A 20379-nucleotide genomic window follows, 5' to 3' on the forward strand; every position below is an offset into this window, starting at 1 on the left:
CGGGAGCGGCCCTATCGGCGCCCTTCTCTCAGCCAACCGGCAATCAGGAACCCCGTAGACAGCAGCAAAACCAACCAGGCCGGAGCCAGCGGCGTTTGCCGAATGTTGCGGGTTTCATAGGTTTCCCGAGGCGTCAGACCCAACCACCCGCGCCCCGAAGCAGGCCGCCCTTCGCGCACATTGCGCACTGTTGGCAAACCGTCCTCCATTCGAAACACCCCGCCACGCAGCGGCGCGATCAATGGCGCAAGAACCTCTTGCGTCGCGATGGTCGCCTCGAACTCGCGCGGCGCGGCAGGACCCAGACCCACAACCGCCGTCTTGCCACCGTCGCTGAGTTTGTAGAGACCGATTTCGGGACCCGCATACAAGGCTTCAAACCGGCCCGGCGACACCTCGGCCAGCGGGATTTCATCGGTGGTGCCATCCGGTCTGGTCACGGTGACAGAGCCTACCTCGGCCTCCAGCGTCCGGCGGATGATGCGCATGGTCTGGTTCTGAACCTCGGCCCACAGCGCGTCTTCCTCAAGCTCGGGCTCTTTCATCATCCAATGCGCCAGCCGCCGCAACAGCTCCATCTGCGGGCCACCGCCCTCGTATCCGCGCCCCCAGAGCCAGGCGTGATCCGAGGCCAGAAGCGCGACCCGCCCCTCGCCCACACGGTCGAGCACCAAGAGCGGGCGCCCTTCGACACCGTTCATCAATACGTGACCGGAGCGGGGCAGAACGTCGATCTGGCGCAGCCAGCCGCCCCATTCACCCGCGCCGTCCAGGCCCGAGGTCACAGGATGACGCGCGCCGTCCTCTGATACCTCCGGGCGGAAGTGCTCTTCGATGATGCGCGCCGTCGGTTCTGCTGGCAGGATCGGCGCCAGCGGCGACCGATAAATGCTGTCGGCGGTGGCGAAATCAGGCCCCGCCGCCACCAGAACCGCACCGCCGCCGTTCACATAGTTGGCGACATTGTCCAGATAGATCGCGGGCAGTATCCCCCGCCGCTTGTATCGGTCAAAGATGATCAGGTCGAAATCGTCGATCTTCTCCAGGAACAATTCCCGGGTCGGAAAGGCGATCAGGCTCAGTTCGTCCACCGGGACACCGTCCTGTTTTTCAGGCGGGCGCAGGATGGTGAAATGGACCAGATCGACGGAACTGTCGGACTTGAGAAGATTGCGCCAGGTGCGCCCGCCCGGGTGCGGCTGCCCCGACACCAGCAGCACCCGCAGCCTGTCACGAACCCCGTTGATCTGGACCAGCGCCGAGTTATTGCGGTCGGTCAATTCCCCATCGGCCACCGGCACCACAAACTGGATCACGTTGCGCCCGCCATGCGGCAAGGTGATCGGCAGGTCGAAGTCCTGCCCCACCGGAATGCTCAACCTGTCCGGCTCGCCGCCGTCGACCGATATCCGAAGTTCCGCCATCGGCCCAACACCATCAGGGACAGCGCCATTGTCCTCGATCCTGAGGCTCAGCGTGACCGGCTCGCCGATGATGGCGAATGCGGGGGCATTCTTGACCACCAGGCGGCGATCCCAGTCACTCTCGCGACCGGACAGCAGCAAATGCAACGGTGCAGGCAGGTCCGGGGCCCGGTCGGTATCGTGAACCTGCCCGTCGGACAGCGCGATGATACCGGCGATCCGGGCGCGTGGTTCTTCGTTCAGCGCATCGGACAAGGCCGACATCAGACGCGTGCCGCTATCCCCTTCGCCATCGCCGACTCGAATACGGCGCAACTCAGTGTTGGGCCGTTTCTCGATCTCGACGGCCATGCGATCTGCTGCCGAACGGGTCTGATCCGGGCGGTCCGATACTGTCTGGCTCGCGCTCTCGTCCTCCAGCATCAAGACGATATCCGTCAGCGGTTCGCGGTCTTCGATCTGCCAGACCGGCCCGGCCAGCGCCGCCAGCAATACCAGGGCCGACAACCCCCTCAGCGCCCAGCCCGACAAGCCGCGCCAAAGCGCAAGCACCACACCGAGGACGGTCAACACCGCCAGAACGATCAACAGCGGATACGGGACCAAAGGATCGAACAGAAGACTTCCGGTCATTGGCCCAACCTGTCCAACAGAGCAGGCACATGCACCTGATCCGATTTGTAGTTTCCGGTCAGCACATGCATCACCAGATTGACACCAAAGCGATAGGCAAGCTCGCGCTTGCGTTCACCGGCCAGGCCCCGGCCCACCGGCAACAGCGCGCGGCCATCGCGATCCACCGCCCAGGCCGCGGCCCAGTCATTGCCGCCGATCACCACGGGCGTCACCCCATCATTGAGGTTTCGGAATGGCATGCCTTCGATCCGTTCCGCGTCCATCGGAGCGGATTCGACCCAGACATCGGTGCCGGAATGGCGCCCCGGGAAATCCTGAAGCAGGTAAAAGGCGCGGGTCAGCACATGATCGCCCGGCACCGGCTCCAACGGGGGTATGTCCAGCGGAGCGGCCAGTTCCTGAAGCTTGCGGCCGTTTGGGCTGCCTGAGCCAAACCGCGCGACATCTGCGTCCCGTGTATCGAACAGGATCATGCCACCCAAACGCAGATAGGTGTTCAGCCGGGCATAGGCGGCTTCGGACGGGGCTGGCTGATCCGGCGTCACCGGCCAATAGAGCATGGGAAAGAACGCCAGCTCATCCCGCTCCAGGTCCACGCCGATCGGGTCGGCCGGTTCCACCGAAGTGCGGTAATAGAGCGTGCGCGAAAGTCCCAACAGGCCCGCCCAAGCCACGTCATCCACGCTCTTATTGCCCGTCAGGACATGGGCCAGCACCATTTCATGCGTTGCTTCCAGGGCAAAGCGTTCCGCCGCTTCGGCGGTCTGCGCCTGCGCATCGGGGGCGAAAACGAACACCGCCGCGATAAGGGGGGTGGCCCGGCGCAAGGCGCTCAGACGACCCGACAAGGCCAAGGACGCCACGACATCAACCGCCAACAGGATCAGCGCCAAGGACAAGAGCCAGCCGCCAAGCGGCCGCTCGGCCTTGACCAAAAGACCGACAACCGGAACAGACGGCGGCCACTCGGCAACCAACAGTGTCGTGTCCGACCGCAGCACATTGCGGGCCAGCCGCCGTTTCTCGTTGCTGTAGATGCCCGGTCTGATTTCAGGGCCAAGCGGATCGGACACCAGCGAAACCCCGTCGACCCCGGGCAGGTTACCCGCCTCTTCCAGTTGGCCAAACCCGTCCATGACTCGGACCGGGCTCCAAACCGTGCCTTCCAGCGCCTCGGCATCGACCTGTTTGGCGCTGGACGACACCGCCAACCGGTCCAGCATCTCGACAAACAACCCTGACAACGGCAACGACGACCACTCGGCGTCTGCCGTCACATGGAACAGAACCACCTGACCCAGCCCCAGGGGCTTGCGCGTCACCAGGGGCGTTCCATCGCTCAACGCCGCGATAACCTTGTCCGCCAGATCGGGATCGGGTTGCGCCACGACCTGGGTCGAAACGGTCACATCGGGCGGCAGCTTCAGCCCAAAGAACGGAGAGTTTTCAGGGAAAGGCGCCAGTGTCTTGGCTTCACCCCAGCTCATGGCGCCGCCAACCGAGCGCCCGCCGCTGCGCAAGCGCACCGGCAAGAGCGGATCGCTCTCATCCCGGCCGATATCGCTGGCCGCCATCCGCGGCCCCGAGAACCGAAGCAGCAAACCCCCGTTTTCGACCCACTCGGTCAGGGCGCTGGTTTCGGGCGGCGCCAGCGTGGCGACATCCGCCAGAACGATCACATCCGGATTTGCCGGAATTACATCCAGCAACGCGCCATCGACAAAATCAGCGGTCGGCACAAGAACCTGCGTCAAATAGTGCAGCGGCGAGAGAAGCTCCAAACCTTCCCGGTCCTGACGCCCTGCGAACAGGGCCACCTCGCGCCGCCGCAAACCGTCATCGGTCAGGGCTACCGCCCCGGCCGCGCGTTGGCCTTCCAGCTCAAACCGGGTGATCCGCGCCCGCAGTTCCGAGGGGAGCGACAAGGCAAGCCGTGCTTCGGTCGCCTCGGCATCAAAACGCGCTTCGGCCCGTTCCAGCACCCGCACGGTGCCCGAAGGATCGGGTCCAAGCGCGACAACCCCCTGCACCCGCTCGCTGCCACCAACGGACCGCACAAGCGATAGCTCAATTGCACCATCTGCGTATTGCGCCGGGCGCAGTGCAATCACCGGGTCAGGCGATTGAAAAACCGTCACATCGCCCCGGTCGGCAAGCGCGGACAACACCTGTTCCCGCCCGTCGAAATCCAAACCGTCGCTCAACCAATGTGTGTCAAACCCGCCAGAGACCGAACGGATCTCTTCTACTGCCACAGCAAGTTGCCCGGCTCCCGGCTGCCACGGTTCCGGCTTCAGCCCCGCAAGACGGGCTCTCCAACTGGCCGCCGACTGGAACACGGGCGCCTCTGGTGCGGACAGTCTCATCACCGCCACCGGCCTGTCGGCCCGGCCTGCCTCGGTCAGCTGAGTATCGAGCAGCTCCATCCGCTGACCCCACCCCGCCGACCCGGCCCAGCTGGCATCGAGCAACAGCAAGAGCGGCCCTGTGCCATCCACCTCGCGCTGAGGGTTCAGGACAGGACCGGCCAGCCCGATGATCACCGCCGCGACCGCGAGCATTCGGATCAGCAACAGCCACCAAGGCGTGCGATCCGACACGCTTTCGTCGTCGCGCAGGCCAAGCAGCAGCGTCACCGCCGGGAACATGCGCCGGATCGGCGCAGGCGGCACCGCACGCAGGATCAGCCACAGGATCGGCAGCGCCAGAAGCCCGGTCAACAACCAGGGTGACGCGAAACCGATACCGCCCAGCACCGTCATCGCGTGCCTCCATCCAGCGAACGCCACAGCCAGAGCAAGGCGGTCTGCGCGCTGTCACCCGTATGGTGCAGACCAAGTTGCCATCCGGTCGCTCGGCACAGATTGACCAAGACATCACGTCGTTCGGCCAGTCGCTCCAGGTAACGGCCCCGCAATTCGCCCGCCTTCAGGGTTTCATGCCGGATCGTTCCGCCGACGCTTTCGAATATGGTCCGGCCCTGATAGGGGAAACTTTCTTCGTTCGGGTCGAGGACCTGATAGACAACGCCCCGGACTCCGCGGTCAGCCGCTTTGGTCAGGGCCAGTTCCACCTCTGCCATATCGCCCAGGAAATCGGAGATGAACAGCGCGCGCGCATGTGGGATCATCGCCCGATGCTCGGGCGGCGCATAGTCGGCCGCCACATCCCGCGACCAGGCTTCGGCTAGCCGGTGGATCTGGCCGTTGCCCCGCCGTGGCGGCAATGCGGTTCCGGTCAACCCGACCCGCTCGCCCGCCCGCACCAGCAGGATCGCCACCGCAAGACCCAGCAACCGGGCCCGATCGGCCTTGGTCTCAAGCGTCTTGTCCGACGCAAACCGCATGGACGCGCCCTGATCGACCCACAGCATGACCGATTGCGCGATCTCCCACTCGCGTTCGCGCACGTATTGCACGTCCCCGCGCGCCGAACGGCGGTGGTCAATCATCCGTCGGCTGTCGCCCGGCTGCGCCGGGCGATACTGCCAGAAATCATCCCCCAACCCGGCCCGCCTGCGCCCATGGTCGCCCAGCAGGACCGTACCGGCCAAATGTTCCGCGCGCGCCAAAAGAGGCGGCAAGGTCTCGGCCTGTGCCTCGGCCCGTTGCCTCAGGGCGCGCGGGGCACTCACGCGGCGGCCTCGGTGCGGGCCAGACCTGCGGCGGTCGCCTCGATCAGTTGCGCCAGGCTGTCGCCGCGCGCGCGGGCGGCAAAGTTGAGTGCCATCCGGTGGCTCAGCACCGGGCGCGCCATGTCGATCACATCTTCGGCATTGGGCGCCAACCGCCCCTGCAACAAGGCCCGCGCCCGCACCGTCAGCATCAGCGCCTGCGCCGCGCGTGGGCCGGGACCCCACGCAACCGTGTCGCGCACCCGTTCGCTCACCCCCGGTTCATCGGGCCGGAACGCACGCACCAGGTCCAGGATCATCTCTACCACCGACTCGCCCACCGGCATCCGCCTGAGCAGAACCTGCGCCGCCAGCAACTCGTCCCGTGTCATCACCTGATGCGCCTCGGCCTCTTCGGCACCAGTGGTGGCCAACAGGATCTCGCGTTCCGTCGCACGATCCGGGTAATCCACGTCGACCTGCACCAGGAACCGGTCCAGTTGCGCCTCTGGCAACGGATAGGTTCCCTCCTGCTCGATGGGGTTCTGCGTTGCAAGCACGTGGAAAGGAGTGCCCAGCGAACGATTCTCGCCCGCCACTGTCACGGTCCTTTCCTGCATCGCCTGCAACAGCGCCGACTGGGTACGCGGGCTGGCCCGGTTGATCTCGTCCGCCATCAAAAGCTGGCAAAAGATCGGGCCGGGAATGAAGCGGAAATGGCGGCTGCCGTCCTCGGCGGTATCCAGCACCTCGGACCCCAGGATATCGGCGGGCATCAGGTCGGGCGTGAACTGGATGCGGTTGCCATGCAGCCCCATCACCGTGCTCAGCGTCTCGACCAGCCGCGTCTTGCCCAGCCCCGGCAGACCGATCAGCAATGCATGACCGCCGCACAAGAGCGCAGTCAGAGTCAAATCCACCACGCGTTCCTGCCCGATGAACCGCCGGGTGATCGAGGCGCGCGCCTGCCTCAGCTTCTCTCCAAGCGCGTCGATTTCCCCGATAAGATCGGCAGGTTCGGACATGGTTTTCCCTCCGCGACAACTATATGGGTATGAGTGTATCGCGCTGACAGGAAATGGCAAAAACAATGAGCGGACAAAAGCCCGTGAAACCCTCCGCCGACAGTCTGGCGGCCGCGGTTCGGACGGTGAAACCACGGGGCTTGCCGCCCGTTCACCTGTGGAACCCACCCATCACCGGCGAGATGGACATGCGGATCGCCCGCAATGGAACCTGGTATCACGAAGGCACACCGATCAATCGGCCCAACATGGTGCGGCTGTTCTCTTCGATCCTCAAGCTCGAGGACGGGCGGTACTTTCTGGTCACCCCGGTCGAAAAAGTGGCGATCACCGTCGATGATGCGCCCTTTGTCGCAGTCGATTGCGATGCGACCGGCGAAGGCCAAAACCAGGTGCTGACCTTTACCACCAATACCGGCGATACGACCATTGCCGGGCCAGAGAACGGAATCAGACTGGAGCGCGATCCGGAAACCGGCGAGCCATCGCCCTATGTCCATGTACGCGCTGGGCTCGAGGCCCTGATCGACCGAAAGACGTTTTATCGTCTGGTGGATTTGGGATCCGAGGATGAGGGCTGGTTCGGCGTCTGGTCATCCGGCCAGTTTTTCCGGCTTGCCCCGGCGGACCAGCTTTGACGAACTGACGCGTCGCGCTTGGTGCGCGCGCTGAACATATGCTAGCCTGAATGTGTTTCAGCTTTCGGGTGTTCACATGGGCCATTCTCTACGCGTTTCTCTAATTCTTTCCGTTTGCCTTACCGCGATGCCCGGCATCGCCCACGCTCGGGAAAAGCCCCGGCTGATCCTGCAAATCACTGTCGACCAGCTGCGGGGCGACCTGCCCATGCGCTATTCCGACCAATTCGGAGAGGGTGGATTTCGCTACCTGATGGAACAGGGCATTCACTTCGACAACGCCCACCACGCCCATGCGAACACCGAAACCGTGGTGGGGCATGCGACGCTTGCCACCGGCGCACATCCGGCGGGGCATGGAATGGTCGGGAACCTTTGGTACGATCGCGGCCAGGGGCGCACCGTCTATAATATCGAGGATCCCGATTATGCCATCCTGACCGGCGGCGCCGGAGTCGATGCCGATACCGAAATCGACCCGACCCAACGCGCGGCCAAGACTGACGGGCGTTCGCCCAAGGCGATCCTGACCACCACATTCGGGGATGAGCTATCCGGGCATACCGCCGGGCAGGCCAAGGTTTTTGGCGTTTCCGTCAAGGATCGCGGCGCCGTCACCATGGCCGGACATGTGGGCAAAGCGTTCTGGTTCTCGAAATCCGCAGGCCAGTTCGTCACCAGCAACTATTACTACGACCGGTATCCAGACTGGGTCACCCAATGGAACGACCAGCGCCTGCCGGACGCCTACGCCGGCAAGTCTTGGTCCCTGCTGAACTCACCCGAATCCTACCTGTTCGGCACCCGTGACGATCAACCGTGGGAACCTGATTTCGCAGGCTTTGGCCGCACCTTTCCGCATCCGTTTCCGGCATCGGACGACAAATATTTCACCACTCTGCTGACAGTCAGCCCCGCAGGCGATGAACTGACTGCGACCTTTGCCAAGGCGCTGATCGACAACGAAAACCTGGGCGCGGACGAGGTGACAGACTTCCTTGGCGTCAGCTTTTCGTCAACCGACTACGTCGGCCATTTCTACGGCCCGTCGAGCCTGGAGAGCGAAGACAACCTGATGCATCTCGACCGCACGCTGGCCGATCTGCTAGCCCATGTGGACGACCGGGTCGGGCTGGAAAACACGCTGATTGTGCTGTCGGCCGATCACGGCGCGCCCGAGGCGCCGGGCTATCTGGAGCAACTGGGCAGTCTCGGCGGCTATGTCTCGCCCGATACATGGGACACCGAGGCCGCGATAGCGCGGATCAAGACCCGGTTCGGCATCAGCGGCCCGCTGATCACCGGTTACGATCACCCGTATCTCTACCTTGACGAAGCGGTTCGCCGGAACCTTGCCATCGACCAGAGCGCTTTGGAAACCGCCATCGCCCAGGAACTCATGGCGCTAGACGGGGTGGCCTATGCCGTGCCAAGCGCGCGCCTGCGCCTTGGGTCGCTGCCCGAAAATGCGATGACCCAGGCAGTGCTGAACAATTATCACCCGGACCGCTCCGGGGATATCTATGTCGTGTTCGATCCCGGCTGGTTCATCAACGATATGGATGGGCTTTCCGTGACGGTGACCCACGGTTCGCCGTGGCGCTATGACACTTATGTGCCGATCTTCTTTGCCGGGTTCGGGCTGGAACCGCGCCGGGTCTCGCGCCGCGTTCACACGGTGGATGTGGCGCTGACCCTGGCGATGATCGCGGGCACCACCCCACCATCCGCGGCGGCGGGCGAGGTCCTGCTCGAAGTGTTGGGGCAATAAGTCGGCTCAGGCCGACTTGACGATCAGGAACACTCGCGCCCCGTCTGACGTCGCGGTGATCGAATGGGCGATATCGGCGGCATAGCGCGCGGTATCGCCGGGCCCAAGATCCTGAGCAGCCGTGCCCGACGTCACCCTGACCGCGCCTTCGAGCACGGTCAGTTGTTCGCGGGTGCCCCGGCCATGCGGCTGGCTGACCAGCGCTCCGCCCGGGCGAAAAGCGATATCATAGACCTCGTGCCCGCCTGCATCCTCGGGCGGCGACAGGATGCGGATGCGGCAGCCCTGCCCCATATTGTCGATGCTGGGCACTTGCGCCGCGCGCAGCGTGTCGATCTGGGCGGCGTTCTCGGAGGTTTCCAGCAAACCCGCGAAATCGACCTGCAAGGCGCGGGTCAGGTTCCACAGGGTCGCGATGGTCGGGCTGCTCTCGCCCCGCTCGATCTGGCTGACCATCGAGCGCGAGACCCCGCTCAGGTTCGCAACCGCCTCCAGCGACAGGCCCTGGGCGCGCCGCGCCTCTTTCAGGCGTGCGGGCAGCAGGTTCAGGATATCGTCGGCTTCTTCCGTCATGACGGATTCTCTGCGCTCATACACGGGATTTGTCAATTCCGGGCCGCTTGGGGCGCGACGGCACGTCTCAGGAGACGAATCATGCTGCACCTGCATAATGCGTCAAACCCTGAGGAGGACAACATGACTGACATCGTGATTCTGGATGGTGCCCGTACCGCCATCGGTACTTTTGGCGGCGCGCTCGCATCGACCGCACCCATCGACCTGGCCACCGTGGTGACCGAGGCGGCGCTGGAACGTTCGGGCGTCGAAGGCGGCCAGATCGGCCATGTGGTGTTCGGCCATGTGATCAATACCGAGCCGCGCGACATGTATCTGAGCCGGGTCGCCGCGATGCAGGCGGGTATCCCCAACGGCACCCCCGCGATGAACGTAAACCGCCTGTGCGGGTCCGGTGCGCAGGCCATCGTTTCGGCGGTGCAGTCGCTGATGCTGGGGGATGCGGAGTTTGCCGTCGCCGGTGGCGCCGAAAGCATGTCGCGCAGCCCGTTCATCATGACCCAGGCCCGCTGGGGCGCCAAGATGGGTGATGTCAAATCGCTCGACATGATGGTGGGTGCGCTGAGCTGCCCGTTTGGCACCGGCCATATGGGCGTGACTGCCGAGAATGTCGCCGACGAGCACCAGATCAGCCGCGAGCAGATGGACCAGTTCGCAATGACCTCGCAAGAACGCGCGGCGGCGGCAATTGCGGCGGGCCATTTCGACGGCCAGATCACGCCCGTACAGGTCAAGGTCAAGCGCGACATGGTCGATTTCAAGGTGGATGAGCACCCCAAGGCAACCTCGGTCGAGGCGCTGGCGGGGCTGAAGCCGGTGTTCAAGAAGGATGGCCGGGTGACGGCCGGCAACGCCAGCGGCATCAACGACGGCGCGGCGGCGATGGTGCTGGCCACGGCGGATGCGGCCGAAAAGGCCGGGCTGAAACCCAAGGCGCGTATTCTGGGCTATGCCCATGCCGGTGTCCGCCCCGAGGTGATGGGCATCGGCCCGGTTCCGGCGGTGCAGAACCTGCTGGCGCGCACCGGGTTGAGCATCGGTGATTTCGACGTGATCGAAAGCAACGAGGCCTTTGCCGCGCAGGCACTGGCAGTGAACAAGGAACTGGGCCTTGATGCGGCCAAGGTGAACCCCAATGGCGGCGCGATTGCGCTGGGCCACCCGGTCGGGGCGACCGGTGCGATCATCACGCTGAAAACGCTTTATGAACTGGAACGCACCGGCGGATCCAAGGGCCTGATCACCATGTGCATCGGCGGTGGCCAGGGCATCGCCATCGCCATTGAAATGCTCTGAGTGGAGAGGCTGGGGGCGCTGCCCCCAGACCCCCGGAGTATTTTGAGCGAAATGAAGCAGGGGCGCGATCAGCCGGTCGCGTCCCTTTCTCGTTTCCGGGCCAGCTTCGCGGCCAGGTTCGGGCCGATGCCCGGGCGCGACCAGGGGCATTCGGCGATACAGATGGCGCAGCCGTGGGTCTGGTTGAAGAAGGGCAGGCATTTGTCGAAATCGACATACCATTTGCGGGCGCCGCGCACGGTCTGTTTGTCCGCGAACAGCGCCTCGGGCGGGCAGGCGTCCTGACAGATGCGGCAGTTCTGGCAAAAGCCGTCGATACCGTGATCCTGCGCCGGGGTCGGGGCAAAAGGTGCATCGGTCAGCACCGCCGACAGGCGGAACGAGGCGCCAAGATCGGGGTTGATGATGGACCCGTGCTTGCCCAACTCGCCAAAGCCGCAGGCGAGCGCCGGTGGGATCATCGCCAGAGCGCCGGTCATCGGGCCGGTCAGCGGCTCGGCCTGCCACCCCTGCTGGCGCAGCCATCCGGCGATGGTCTTGGCGGCCTGGGCGGCACGGGTGTATTGCGTCATCACCTCAAGCCCGGCGCTTGGCTTGGGCGCGGTGGCGATGGCGTCGTAATCATGGGCCACGCCGATCATGATAACGCGGGATTGCGGTATCTCGTGGCCTTCGAAGACCCAGTCGGGGTTCATCTCGGCGACACCGGTCAGGTCACAGGCGCCGCTGTCCACGAATTGCACCAGCGCGGCGGTCCAGTCCGCAGGCGTGCGAATGACGGCGGTGTCGGCCAATGGGGACAAAGGGGCGTCCAGCACCATCTGGCGCCCGGCGCGTCTGGTGGCAAAGTCGGGATCCTTGGCCGATTGCCGGTAGAAATAGTATTGCAGCGGCCCGTGGGGGATGTCGCTCGGATCGGGCGCCCAATAGACCATGCGCGGGCGGCGAAACGATGTTTCGCCCAGCCCGTTGATGTCATTGCCGCTGATCCCGGGCGCAAGGGCTGCCTGTTCGGGGTCGGGGGTAAAGGGGCGATTTGGATTGGTGCGAGCCATGGGCGCAGCCTAGCACGAAGGTCGCGCCTGTCACCCGTTCACATGAGCAGGTTGGCCAGCAGCACCACTCCGCCACCGATCAGCGCGCCACCCAGGGCGGGCCAGAACGCCGCGCTGCGGCCCGGTTTCTCGTCCAGACCCGGCTGCGACTGCGCCACCAGCGCCCGCTCGACCAGATCGGGCAGGTGCGGGCCGAAGCGGGCCACCACCAGCGCCGTCTTGCCCAGATCGGCCAGCACCGCACGCGGGCCGATGGATTGCTTGATGTAGTCCTCGACCACCGGGCGGGCGACCTCCCAGATGTTGATATGCGGATCGAGCGAACGGGCCACGCCTTCGACCACGACCATGGTGCGTTGCAGCAGGATCAGCTCGGTCCGGGTTTCCATACCGAACCGTTCGGTGACCTCGAACAGATAGCTCAGCAGCCGGCCCATCGAGATATGGGTCGCATCCATGCCGAAGATCGGCTCGCCCACCGCGCGCAAGGCGCGGGCGAATTCGTCGACATCCTGGGTGGCGGGCACGTAACCGGCCTCGAAATGCACCTCGGCGACGCGTTTGTAATCGCGGCGGATGAAGCCGAACAGGATCTCGGCATAGACGCGGCGGGTATATTCGTCGATATGGCCCATGATGCCGAAGTCATAGGCGATGATATCGCCATCGGCGGCGACCTTCAGGTTGCCCTGATGCATGTCGGCATGGAAATAGCCATCGCGCAGCGCGTGCAGCAGGAACAGGCGCAGCACCCGCTCACCCAGATCACGGCGGTTGTGTCCGGCGGCGTCCAGCGCGGCATTGTCGCCCAGCGGCACGCCATCGGCCCAGCCCAGCGTCATCACCCGCCGTGCCGAGAGCGACCAGCGCACCGGCGGCAGGCGGAATCCGGCATCCTCCTTGGTATTGTCGGCAAATTCCGACGCGGCCGCACTTTCCAGCCGCAGATCCAGCTCTCCGCGCACGACACCGTCGAAATGCTCGATCACCTCCATCGGGCGCAGGCGGCGGGCACCGGGGGCAAACAGGTCGACGATGCGGGCGGCGAAATAGAACGCGTCCACATCCTTGCGAAAGGCACGCTCGATACCGGGGCGCAGCACCTTGACCGCCACATCCTCGCCGCTGTCGGCCAGACGCGCCCGGTGCACCTGAGCGATGGACGCCGCCGCAATCGGTTCGCTGAACTCGCTGAACATCTCGGGCAGCGGGCGGCCCAGTTCCCGCTCCACCTCGCGCATGGCAACGGCGCGGGGAAAGGGTGGCAGCTGGTCCTGCAACACGCGCAGCTGATCGGCTAGGTCCTGGCCCACCACGTCGGGCCGGGTCGAAAGCACCTGACCGAACTTGATATAGGCCGGTCCCATCGCCATCAGCGCGCGGGTGGCGGGCGGCAGGCTGGGGTCGCCCTTGAAACCCAGCCACTGGAACGGTTTGCCCAGCATGCGGGCCAGAATGCGCAGCGGGCGCGGCGCGTCAAACGCATCCAGCACCGCACCCATGGCGCCGTTGCGCTCCAGCGTGGCGCCCGTGCGGATCAGGCGGATGATATTGTGGGGGCCGCGCATGGATCAGATCTTCCAGCCGGAATGCAGCGCGGCGATGCCCATGCTCAGGTTGCGATACTTGGCATTGCCGAAACCCGCCGCCTTGACCATGTCCAGGAACGTTTCCTGATCGGGGAACTTGCGGATCGATTCCACCAGGTATTGATAGCTGTCGCGGTCGTTTGCAATCAGCTGCCCCATGCGCGGGATGACGTTGAAACTGTAAAGATCGTAGAGCTTTTGCAACCCGTCATTGGGCAACTGGCTGAACTCCAGCACCATCAGGCGGCCACCGGGGCGCAGCACGCGGTAGGCCTCGTTCAGGGCCTCTTGCGGGCGGGTCACGTTCCGGATGCCGAACGAGATGGTGTAGACGTCGAACGTGTTATCCTCGAACGGCAGCGCCATGGCGTCGCCCACCACCCAGTCAAGACTGTCGGCCATGCGGTCGGCCTCGGCCCGTTTGCGGCCCTCGACCAGCATCGGCTCGGTCAGGTCCAGAACGGTGGCATGACCATGGCCCGCGCGCTTCAGGAACCGGAAGGAGATATCGCCGGTCCCCCCCGCCACATCCAAGAGCCGCTGACCCGGCCGTGGCGCCAGCCAATCCATCATCGCGTCTTTCCAGACCCGGTGGATGCCCATCGACATCACATCGTTCATGACATCGTATTTCGAGGCGACCGACCCGAACACGCCCTGCACCCGGCCCGCCTTTTCATGCTCGGGCACGGTTTCAAAGCCGAAATGGGTGGTCTTGTCGGATGTGTCGGACATGGGTCTTGCCGTTCCTCGCATTTCGCCCCTTCTTATAGGGCGCTGAGACCGGGGCACAATGCGGCCCTTTGGATGAGGAGCGTCTAATGCCTGAATTGCCCGAGGTCGAGACCGTGCGGCGCGGATTGGCCCCCGCGATGGAGGGGGCGGTGATCGCGCGGGCCGAGGTCAACCGGCCCGACCTGCGCTGGCCCTTCCCCGATCGCATGGCAGAGCGGCTGACAGGACAACGGGTCGAACGGCTGCGGCGGCGGTCGAAATACATCCTGGCCGATCTGTCGGGGGGCGAGACGCTGCTCATCCATCTGGGCATGTCGGGGCGGATGACCGTGTCGGGCGATCCGCTGGGGCAGTTCGTGCATGACCACCCGGCGGCGCAGAAACATGACCATGTGGTGTTTCACATGGACAATGGCGCCCGCATCACCTTCAACGACCCGCGCCGGTTCGGCGCGATGGACCTGATGCCGACCGCGACCGCCGAAGATCACAAGCTGTTGATGGTGCTGGGGCCCGAACCGCTGGGCAACGATTTCCACGAAAACCACCTGATCGCCGCATTCAAGGGCAAGAACACCCCGGTCAAATCCGCCCTGCTCGATCAGGGAATCGTCGCGGGGCTGGGCAATATCTATGTCTGTGAAACATTGTTTCGGGCCGGTGTGTCGCCGCGCCGCAAGGCCGGACAGATCGCAGCCCCGCGTGTCGGCGCCCTGGTTCCGATCATCCGGCAGGTCCTGTCAGAGGCCATCGAGGCGGGCGGTTCCTCGCTGCGGGATTTCCGGCAAGCTGATGGAGAGCTTGGATATTTTCAGCACAACTTCGATGTGTACGGACGCGAGGGCGAACCCTGTCGGCGCCCCTCTTGCACCGGTTCGATAAAGAGAATCACCCAGTCGGGAAGATCGTCTTTCTATTGTGCGCAATGCCAAAGATAACTTGAACCATCGCGCCCCCGTGATAAGGAATCGTCCCGAAACGGAACAAGCGAGAGCGAAAGCCCCATGGCCTTTGAGACGATCATCGTCGAAGTGGATACCCACGTAGCCCTCATTCGGCTGAACCGCCCGGATGCGCTGAATGCGCTCAATTCCCAACTGGTCGGAGAGCTGTGCGCCGCCCTGGAAGAGGCGGATTCGAACGACAAGGTGCGCTGCATTGTGATCACCGGCAGCGAAAAGGCCTTTGCCGCCGGCGCCGACATTCGCGAGATGTCGCAAAAGACCTTTGTCGAAGTGTTCGACGAGAACCTGTTTGCCGATGCCAACGACCGGATCTCGGCAATCCGCAAGCCGATCATCGCGGCCGTGGCGGGTTATGCCCTGGGCGGTGGTTGTGAACTGGCGATGCTGTGCGATTTCATCATCGCGGCCGACACCGCCAAGTTCGGCCAGCCCGAGATCAATCTGGGCGTGATCGCCGGTATCGGCGGCACCCAGCGCCTGACCCGGTTTGTCGGCAAGTCCAAGTCCATGGACCTGAACCTGACCGGCCGCTTCATGGATGCCGAAGAGGCCGAGCGCGCCGGACTGGTCAGCCGTGTCGTTCCCGCCAAGAAACTGATCGAGGAAGCACTGAGCGCGGCCCAGAAGATCGCCGAGAAGTCGATGATCACCGCCTTTGCGGTCAAGGAGGCGGTCAACCGTTCCTACGAGACGACGCTCAGCGAGGGGCTGCTGTTCGAACGCCGGGTGTTCCATTCGATGTTCGCCACCGAAGATCAGAAGGAAGGCATGGCCGCCTTCCTGGAAAAACGCGCAGCCCAATTCCGCGACAAATAGACGACAGGGCGCCCGACCAAGGCCGGGTTTGCCGGAATCTCCTGCTGGCGTTAGCATGGCCATATCTCTCGGCAAGGCAGAGACCATGGTCTACGACAGCAACGACATCGCGAAGGTCGCGGAAAAGGCCCTGCGCAGTTCACAAATGGGCAGCGTGGGGCTGTATGTCGTTGCCGATACCGGCGCGTTCAAAGACGGCGTCATTCTGAACATGCCGCTGGCCTTTGTCTCGGCCTACGAAACCCTTGGCGCCTCGATAGACCCGGTGCTGGCCGAGCTTCGCCGGACCGGAGTTCCGGTTTCGACGCGAACCGTTCTGGGGGACCGCTGGACGCAATGCCAGTTGTACCAGCGGGTGTCGGGGCGGTTCGGGCTGGCCGGTTTTGCCGCCCTGCCGCTTTATCGCAGCGATACGTTGTTCGGGATTCTCTATCTGGGTGCGTTGGACCAGACCCAGGTCACCCGGCTGGAAAAATGGAACCTGAGCGATCTGACGGTTTTTGCCATGCGGGCCGGGACCGAGCTTTTGTCGCTGCCCGGGCTCCACCCGGCACTGACACCCCGGCAGGACGCGGTTGCCCGGCTCGCGGCCGAGGGCATGACCAACCGCCAGATTGCCGAGGAACTGGCCACCGGCGAGGCGGCGGTGCGCAAACATATGAAGGCGCTGCACCAGATCTTTGGCGTGACCACCCGAACCGCCATGGCGCGCCGGTATCTCGTAGGCGGCCATGGGTCCCCGTTCGGGGACTTTTCGCCCGGCAGGCACGGTTGATAGCGTCACCTCCACTGGTTCGACAGGAGGAACGCACCAATGACCAAAGTTGCAGCCGTACAAGCGGCGCCAGTGTGGCTTGATGCCCAAGGCACGCTCGACAAGACCATCGCATTGATCGAAGACGCCGGGCGGCAGGATATCGAATTGCTGGCCTTTGGCGAGACCTGGCTTCCCGGTTATCCCTTCTCGATCTGGCTGCTGGCGCCGATGAAGGCGATGGAACTGGTGATGCGGCATCGCGCAAACGCGATCACCGTTGACGGACCGGAAATGCGTGCGATCGGTCAGGCGGCCAAACGGGCCGGAACCCATGTCGCTCTGGGTTATGCCGAGCGGGATGGCACGTCGATCTACTGTTCCATTGCCGCGTTCGATAACCGGGGCGAGTTGATCCTCAACCGGCGCAAGCTGAAGCCCACACATATGGAGCGGACGGTCTGGGGTGAGGGCCCTGCCGATGATCTCAAGGTGGTCGAGACCGAGATCGGTCGTCTGGGTGGGCTGTGCTGCTGGGAGAACATGCAGCCGGTCAATCGCCAGGGCATGTATCAGTTGCACGAACAGATCCATGTGGCGGTCTGGCCATCCTTTGGCATGTTCAAGGGCAATCCGATGGCCTATGCGCTGTCCGCCGAGGCCAATCTGGTTCAATCGCAAAGCTATGCGATGCAGGGCGGCTGTTTTGTTCTGGCCCCGAACTCGATCATCGCCGAAGAGCATCTGGCCGCTATCACCGGCGGAGATGAATTTGCCCGGATGCAGGTGGGGGCGGGCGGTGGCGCCGCGGCCGTGTTCGGGCCGGATGGCCGACGGCTTACCGCCCCGATCGACGAGTTCACCGACGGGTTCGCGGTGGCCGATATCGACCTTGGGATGATCGAGGCGGCAAAGGTCTTTGCCGATCCCGCAGGGCATTACAACCGCCCCGATGTGACGCGCGCGGTTCTGACCCGCTCCTCGGGGCCGGCCGTCCCCGAAGAGCTGGAGGCGTTGGCGGAAGAGGCACAGTAACATGCACACAGGGTCGCCATCCCCCCGGGCGACCCGCCCGCTACTGCCAGAGGTCTGGGAAAAAAGGTCTTCACTTCGCCGCCCCACCGCTCTATATGGCCCCCCATACATGCGCGTGGGGCCCGCTTAGGCTAGAATCAGACCGGTACAATTATCGGTTCGGGCGTGCCATGCGTGTACAAAACGAACACAACCCGATCCGAGGTACGTACAAAATGGCCAATTCGCCCCAGTCCGCTAAACGCGCACGCCAGAACGAAAAACGTTTCGCAATCAACAAAGCCCGCCGTTCGCGGATTCGCACCTACCTGCGCAAAGTCGAAGAAGCGATCGCTTCGGGCGACAAGGACGCAGCGTCAACCGCTCTGCGCGTCGCTCAACCCGAACTGATGCGCGGCGTCACCAAGGGTGTGTTCCACAAGAACACCGCGTCCCGCAAAATGTCCCGCCTGTCGGCGCGCGTCAAAGCGATGGCCTGATCCAGATCAAGAATCCTGAAAATCTGTTTTCAGCAGAAGGCGTTGCTTGGGCAACGCCTTTTTTTTCGTGTTGCATTGAATCCCCTGTCCCGCGGCGCGGAGAGATTCTTTGCTGCTGAATCCCGAGTCAACATCATAGTTTCGTTGCCGCTCCGCAGGCCGAATTGCTACCACTGTCCCAGCGATTCACTCGCTTGGGGGGACAGGCATCTTACGACGGCTCCGACCGCTTTTCAGAGTCGGCATAAGAGAAATTGAGAGCGTTTTCTAACAAAGCCTCTCGATCCTTGCGGTAACCGGGCTGCCCGGCGATCCGCCCTGTCTGAAGTGTGTATTGAACGGTGTGTATTGTCCCCGTGAGACCTTGGTTGGGTCTGTGGGGCTTGTACGCGCGTTCTTTGTAGTTGTCGGATGGGCAACACGCACCGTGTTTCACGGGGCGGCATCCTTTACCCAATCGTAAAGTGAATCCGGGCCGGGAAACCCCGGTCCACATATGGATGGGCAATAAGGCCGAAAAGGCCATTGAACGGGACGTGTGAGGCGTAAATGACACAAGAAAAATGGGGACAACTCTGTCAGAAATTGCTCAAGACAGTAGGGCAGAACAACTATACGACCTGGATCGAACCGCTTGAGTTCCAGGCGCTTGAGGAAGGCGTCGCCGTGTTTTCGGTTCCGACCAACTTCATGGGGAACTATGTCAGCCAGAACTTCTCTGACCTGATTCTGTATGAATTGAACAATTCCGGCGAAGCGGTCCAGCGTCTCGCATTCCGGGTTGCCGCCAACTCTCCCGTTCGCCCTTTGCGCAATGCGCATTCACGCCCCGCAAACAATGAGGCGCCCAAGGTGCGCGCGGCGGAAGCCGCCGACCCGATGGATGCCTTGCAAGCGGCCCCACTCGATCCGCGCTTTACGTTTGACAGCTTTGTCGTGGGCAAGCCGAACGAACTGGCCCATGCCGCGGCGCGCCGTGTCTCCGAAGGTGGCCCGGTCACGTTTAATCCCCTGGTTCTTTACGGTGGCGTCGGATTGGGCAAGACGCACCTGATGCACGCGATCGCGTGGGAACTGAAGGTGAAGCGCCCGGATCTCAACGTGCTCTACCTGTCTGCCGAACAGTTCATGTACCGCTTTGTACAGGCCCTGCGCGAACGCCGCATGATGGACTTCAAACACCTCTTCCGCTCGGTCGATGTCTTGATGGTGGATGACGTGCAGTTCATCGCCGGCAAAGACAGTACTCAGGAAGAGTTCTTTCACACCTTTAACGCGCTGGTGGATCAGAACAAGCAGATCATCATTTCCGCTGACCGCGCCCCTGGTGAGATCAAGGATCTCGAGGATCGGGTGAAATCCCGGCTGCAATGCGGCCTCGTGGTCGACCTGCATCCGACCGACTATGAACTGCGCCTTGGCATCCTGCAAACCAAGGTTCAGATGTATCGTGCCACCTATCCGGATCTGGTGATCACCGATGGGGTTCTGGAATTCCTGGCTCACCGGATTTCGACCAATGTGCGCGTGCTCGAAGGGGCACTGACGCGGCTCTTTGCCTTTGCGTCGCTGGTTGGTCGCGAAATCAATATGGAACTGACCCAGGATTGTCTGGCTGACGTTCTTCGCGCCTCTGAACGCAAGATCACCGTCGAAGAGATCCAGCGGAAGGTTTCCGACTACTACAATATTCGCCTCAGCGACATTATCGGCCCCAAGCGCCTGCGCTCGTATGCGCGGCCGCGCCAGGTCGCCATGTATTTGTGCAAACAGCTGACCAGCCGGTCGCTGCCCGAGATCGGGCGTCGTTTCGGAGGTCGCGATCACACCACTGTCATGCATGGCGTGAAGCGTATCGAAGAGTTGAAGATGGTCGACGGCCAGATCGCCGAAGACGTGGAAATGCTGCGCCGGGCGCTGGAAGCGTAACACCTTTAAGGGACGGCGATTGCCGTCCCTTAACCCTGCCCCG

The 20379-nt window shown here is 63.4% G+C and carries 17 protein-coding genes; 9 read left to right on the top strand and 8 right to left on the bottom strand.

Going from position 1 to position 20379, the window contains the following annotated elements; genetic code table 11:
* Positions 1-11: 11 nt before the first annotated feature.
* Genes OE747_RS04255 through OE747_RS04270 form a run of 4 tightly spaced genes read right to left on the bottom strand, consistent with a single transcriptional unit; the run spans position 12 to position 6698 of the window.
* Positions 12-2057: a hypothetical protein gene (locus OE747_RS04255; protein ID WP_263827360.1), complete on the bottom strand. Its 2046-nt coding sequence runs from the start codon at positions 2055-2057 to the stop codon at positions 12-14.
* Positions 2054-4822, bottom strand: coding sequence for a DUF4159 domain-containing protein (locus OE747_RS04260; RefSeq protein ID WP_263827361.1), 2769 nt, complete (start codon positions 4820-4822; stop codon positions 2054-2056). The genes OE747_RS04255 and OE747_RS04260 overlap by 4 nt, the downstream gene beginning before the upstream one ends.
* The gene (locus OE747_RS04265; RefSeq protein ID WP_263827362.1) at positions 4819-5694 is read right to left on the bottom strand and encodes a DUF58 domain-containing protein; all 876 of its coding nucleotides are present in this window, start codon (positions 5692-5694) and stop codon (positions 4819-4821) included. Before OE747_RS04265 ends, OE747_RS04260 begins: the two co-directional genes overlap by 4 nt.
* Positions 5691-6698, bottom strand: a complete 1008-nt coding sequence (locus tag OE747_RS04270; RefSeq protein WP_263827363.1) for an AAA family ATPase — start codon at positions 6696-6698, stop codon at positions 5691-5693. The genes OE747_RS04265 and OE747_RS04270 overlap by 4 nt, the downstream gene beginning before the upstream one ends.
* Before the next feature lie 65 nt (positions 6699-6763).
* Between OE747_RS04270 and OE747_RS04275 the strand changes: the two genes are divergently transcribed.
* Together OE747_RS04275 and OE747_RS04280 are read left to right on the top strand one after the other, a co-directional pair.
* Positions 6764-7336: a DUF1285 domain-containing protein gene (locus OE747_RS04275; protein ID WP_263827364.1), complete on the top strand. Its 573-nt coding sequence runs from the start codon at positions 6764-6766 to the stop codon at positions 7334-7336.
* Positions 7337-7463: 127 nt separating this feature from the next.
* On the top strand, positions 7464-9107 hold the full coding sequence (locus tag OE747_RS04280; protein ID WP_263827365.1) for an alkaline phosphatase family protein: 1644 nt from the start codon (positions 7464-7466) through the stop codon (positions 9105-9107).
* A 6-nt stretch (positions 9108-9113) separates the two neighbouring features.
* Here the strand turns inward: OE747_RS04280 and OE747_RS04285 are convergent, their stop codons facing one another.
* A complete protein-coding gene (locus tag OE747_RS04285; RefSeq protein ID WP_263827366.1) occupies positions 9114-9680 on the bottom strand; it encodes a helix-turn-helix domain-containing protein in 567 nt (188 codons plus the stop codon).
* A 123-nt stretch (positions 9681-9803) separates the two neighbouring features.
* On the opposite strand from OE747_RS04285, the gene OE747_RS04290 reads away from it, so the two are divergent.
* Positions 9804-10979, top strand: coding sequence for an acetyl-CoA C-acyltransferase family protein (locus tag OE747_RS04290; protein ID WP_263827367.1), 1176 nt, complete (start codon positions 9804-9806; stop codon positions 10977-10979).
* Positions 10980-11047: 68 nt separating this feature from the next.
* Here the strand turns inward: OE747_RS04290 and OE747_RS04295 are convergent, their stop codons facing one another.
* The 3 genes from OE747_RS04295 to ubiE are packed head-to-tail and all read right to left on the bottom strand — an operon-like array spanning position 11048 to position 14358.
* Complete coding sequence (locus OE747_RS04295; RefSeq protein ID WP_263827368.1) at positions 11048-12034, bottom strand: 4Fe-4S dicluster domain-containing protein; 987 nt, start codon at positions 12032-12034, stop codon at positions 11048-11050.
* Between the two features lie 38 nt (positions 12035-12072).
* Positions 12073-13602 (bottom strand): 2-polyprenylphenol 6-hydroxylase, encoded by a 1530-nt coding sequence (gene ubiB, locus OE747_RS04300; RefSeq protein ID WP_263827369.1) that lies wholly within the window; start codon positions 13600-13602, stop codon positions 12073-12075.
* Between the two features lie 3 nt (positions 13603-13605).
* On the bottom strand, positions 13606-14358 hold the full coding sequence (gene ubiE, locus OE747_RS04305; protein WP_263827370.1) for a bifunctional demethylmenaquinone methyltransferase/2-methoxy-6-polyprenyl-1,4-benzoquinol methylase UbiE: 753 nt from the start codon (positions 14356-14358) through the stop codon (positions 13606-13608).
* An 86-nt stretch (positions 14359-14444) separates the two neighbouring features.
* On the opposite strand from ubiE, the gene mutM reads away from it, so the two are divergent.
* The 6 genes from mutM (at position 14445) to dnaA (ending at position 20336) form a co-directional block, all read left to right on the top strand.
* Complete coding sequence (gene mutM, locus OE747_RS04310) at positions 14445-15296, top strand: bifunctional DNA-formamidopyrimidine glycosylase/DNA-(apurinic or apyrimidinic site) lyase (protein ID WP_263827371.1); 852 nt, start codon at positions 14445-14447, stop codon at positions 15294-15296.
* A 66-nt stretch (positions 15297-15362) separates the two neighbouring features.
* Positions 15363-16139, top strand: a complete 777-nt coding sequence (locus OE747_RS04315) for an enoyl-CoA hydratase (RefSeq protein WP_164130607.1) — start codon at positions 15363-15365, stop codon at positions 16137-16139.
* A 55-nt stretch (positions 16140-16194) separates the two neighbouring features.
* Positions 16195-16914 (top strand): helix-turn-helix transcriptional regulator, encoded by a 720-nt coding sequence (locus OE747_RS04320; RefSeq protein WP_263827372.1) that lies wholly within the window; start codon positions 16195-16197, stop codon positions 16912-16914.
* A 39-nt stretch (positions 16915-16953) separates the two neighbouring features.
* A complete protein-coding gene (locus OE747_RS04325; RefSeq protein ID WP_263827373.1) occupies positions 16954-17928 on the top strand; it encodes a carbon-nitrogen hydrolase family protein in 975 nt (324 codons plus the stop codon).
* A gap of 215 nt (positions 17929-18143) precedes the next feature.
* Entirely contained in the window at positions 18144-18407 is a 264-nt protein-coding gene (rpsT, locus tag OE747_RS04330; protein ID WP_263827374.1) for a 30S ribosomal protein S20, read from the top strand.
* Between the two features lie 549 nt (positions 18408-18956).
* Positions 18957-20336: a chromosomal replication initiator protein DnaA gene (dnaA, locus tag OE747_RS04335; protein ID WP_263827375.1), complete on the top strand. Its 1380-nt coding sequence runs from the start codon at positions 18957-18959 to the stop codon at positions 20334-20336.
* Positions 20337-20379 lie beyond the last annotated feature (43 nt).

This window comes from Ruegeria aquimaris (genome assembly GCF_025751555.1).
Classification (GTDB): Bacteria; Pseudomonadota; Alphaproteobacteria; order Rhodobacterales; family Rhodobacteraceae; genus Ruegeria_B; species Ruegeria_B aquimaris.

Coding starts and splice junctions, on each gene's coding strand:
- OE747_RS04320 (WP_263827372.1), top strand. CDS start 16,195: ATGGCCATATCTCTCGGCAAGGCAGAGACCATGGTCTACGACAGCAAC.
- mutM (WP_263827371.1), top strand. CDS start 14,445: ATGCCTGAATTGCCCGAGGTCGAGACCGTGCGGCGCGGATTGGCCCCC.
- OE747_RS04315 (WP_164130607.1), top strand. CDS start 15,363: ATGGCCTTTGAGACGATCATCGTCGAAGTGGATACCCACGTAGCCCTC.
- OE747_RS04270 (WP_263827363.1), bottom strand. CDS start 6,698: ATGTCCGAACCTGCCGATCTTATCGGGGAAATCGACGCGCTTGGAGAG.
- dnaA (WP_263827375.1), top strand. CDS start 18,957: ATGACACAAGAAAAATGGGGACAACTCTGTCAGAAATTGCTCAAGACA.
- ubiB (WP_263827369.1), bottom strand. CDS start 13,602: ATGCGCGGCCCCCACAATATCATCCGCCTGATCCGCACGGGCGCCACG.
- OE747_RS04325 (WP_263827373.1), top strand. CDS start 16,954: ATGACCAAAGTTGCAGCCGTACAAGCGGCGCCAGTGTGGCTTGATGCC.
- OE747_RS04280 (WP_263827365.1), top strand. CDS start 7,464: ATGCCCGGCATCGCCCACGCTCGGGAAAAGCCCCGGCTGATCCTGCAA.
- rpsT (WP_263827374.1), top strand. CDS start 18,144: ATGGCCAATTCGCCCCAGTCCGCTAAACGCGCACGCCAGAACGAAAAA.
- OE747_RS04285 (WP_263827366.1), bottom strand. CDS start 9,680: ATGACGGAAGAAGCCGACGATATCCTGAACCTGCTGCCCGCACGCCTG.
- OE747_RS04275 (WP_263827364.1), top strand. CDS start 6,764: ATGAGCGGACAAAAGCCCGTGAAACCCTCCGCCGACAGTCTGGCGGCC.
- ubiE (WP_263827370.1), bottom strand. CDS start 14,358: ATGTCCGACACATCCGACAAGACCACCCATTTCGGCTTTGAAACCGTG.
- OE747_RS04290 (WP_263827367.1), top strand. CDS start 9,804: ATGACTGACATCGTGATTCTGGATGGTGCCCGTACCGCCATCGGTACT.
- OE747_RS04255 (WP_263827360.1), bottom strand. CDS start 2,057: ATGACCGGAAGTCTTCTGTTCGATCCTTTGGTCCCGTATCCGCTGTTG.
- OE747_RS04260 (WP_263827361.1), bottom strand. CDS start 4,822: ATGACGGTGCTGGGCGGTATCGGTTTCGCGTCACCCTGGTTGTTGACC.
- OE747_RS04295 (WP_263827368.1), bottom strand. CDS start 12,034: ATGGCTCGCACCAATCCAAATCGCCCCTTTACCCCCGACCCCGAACAG.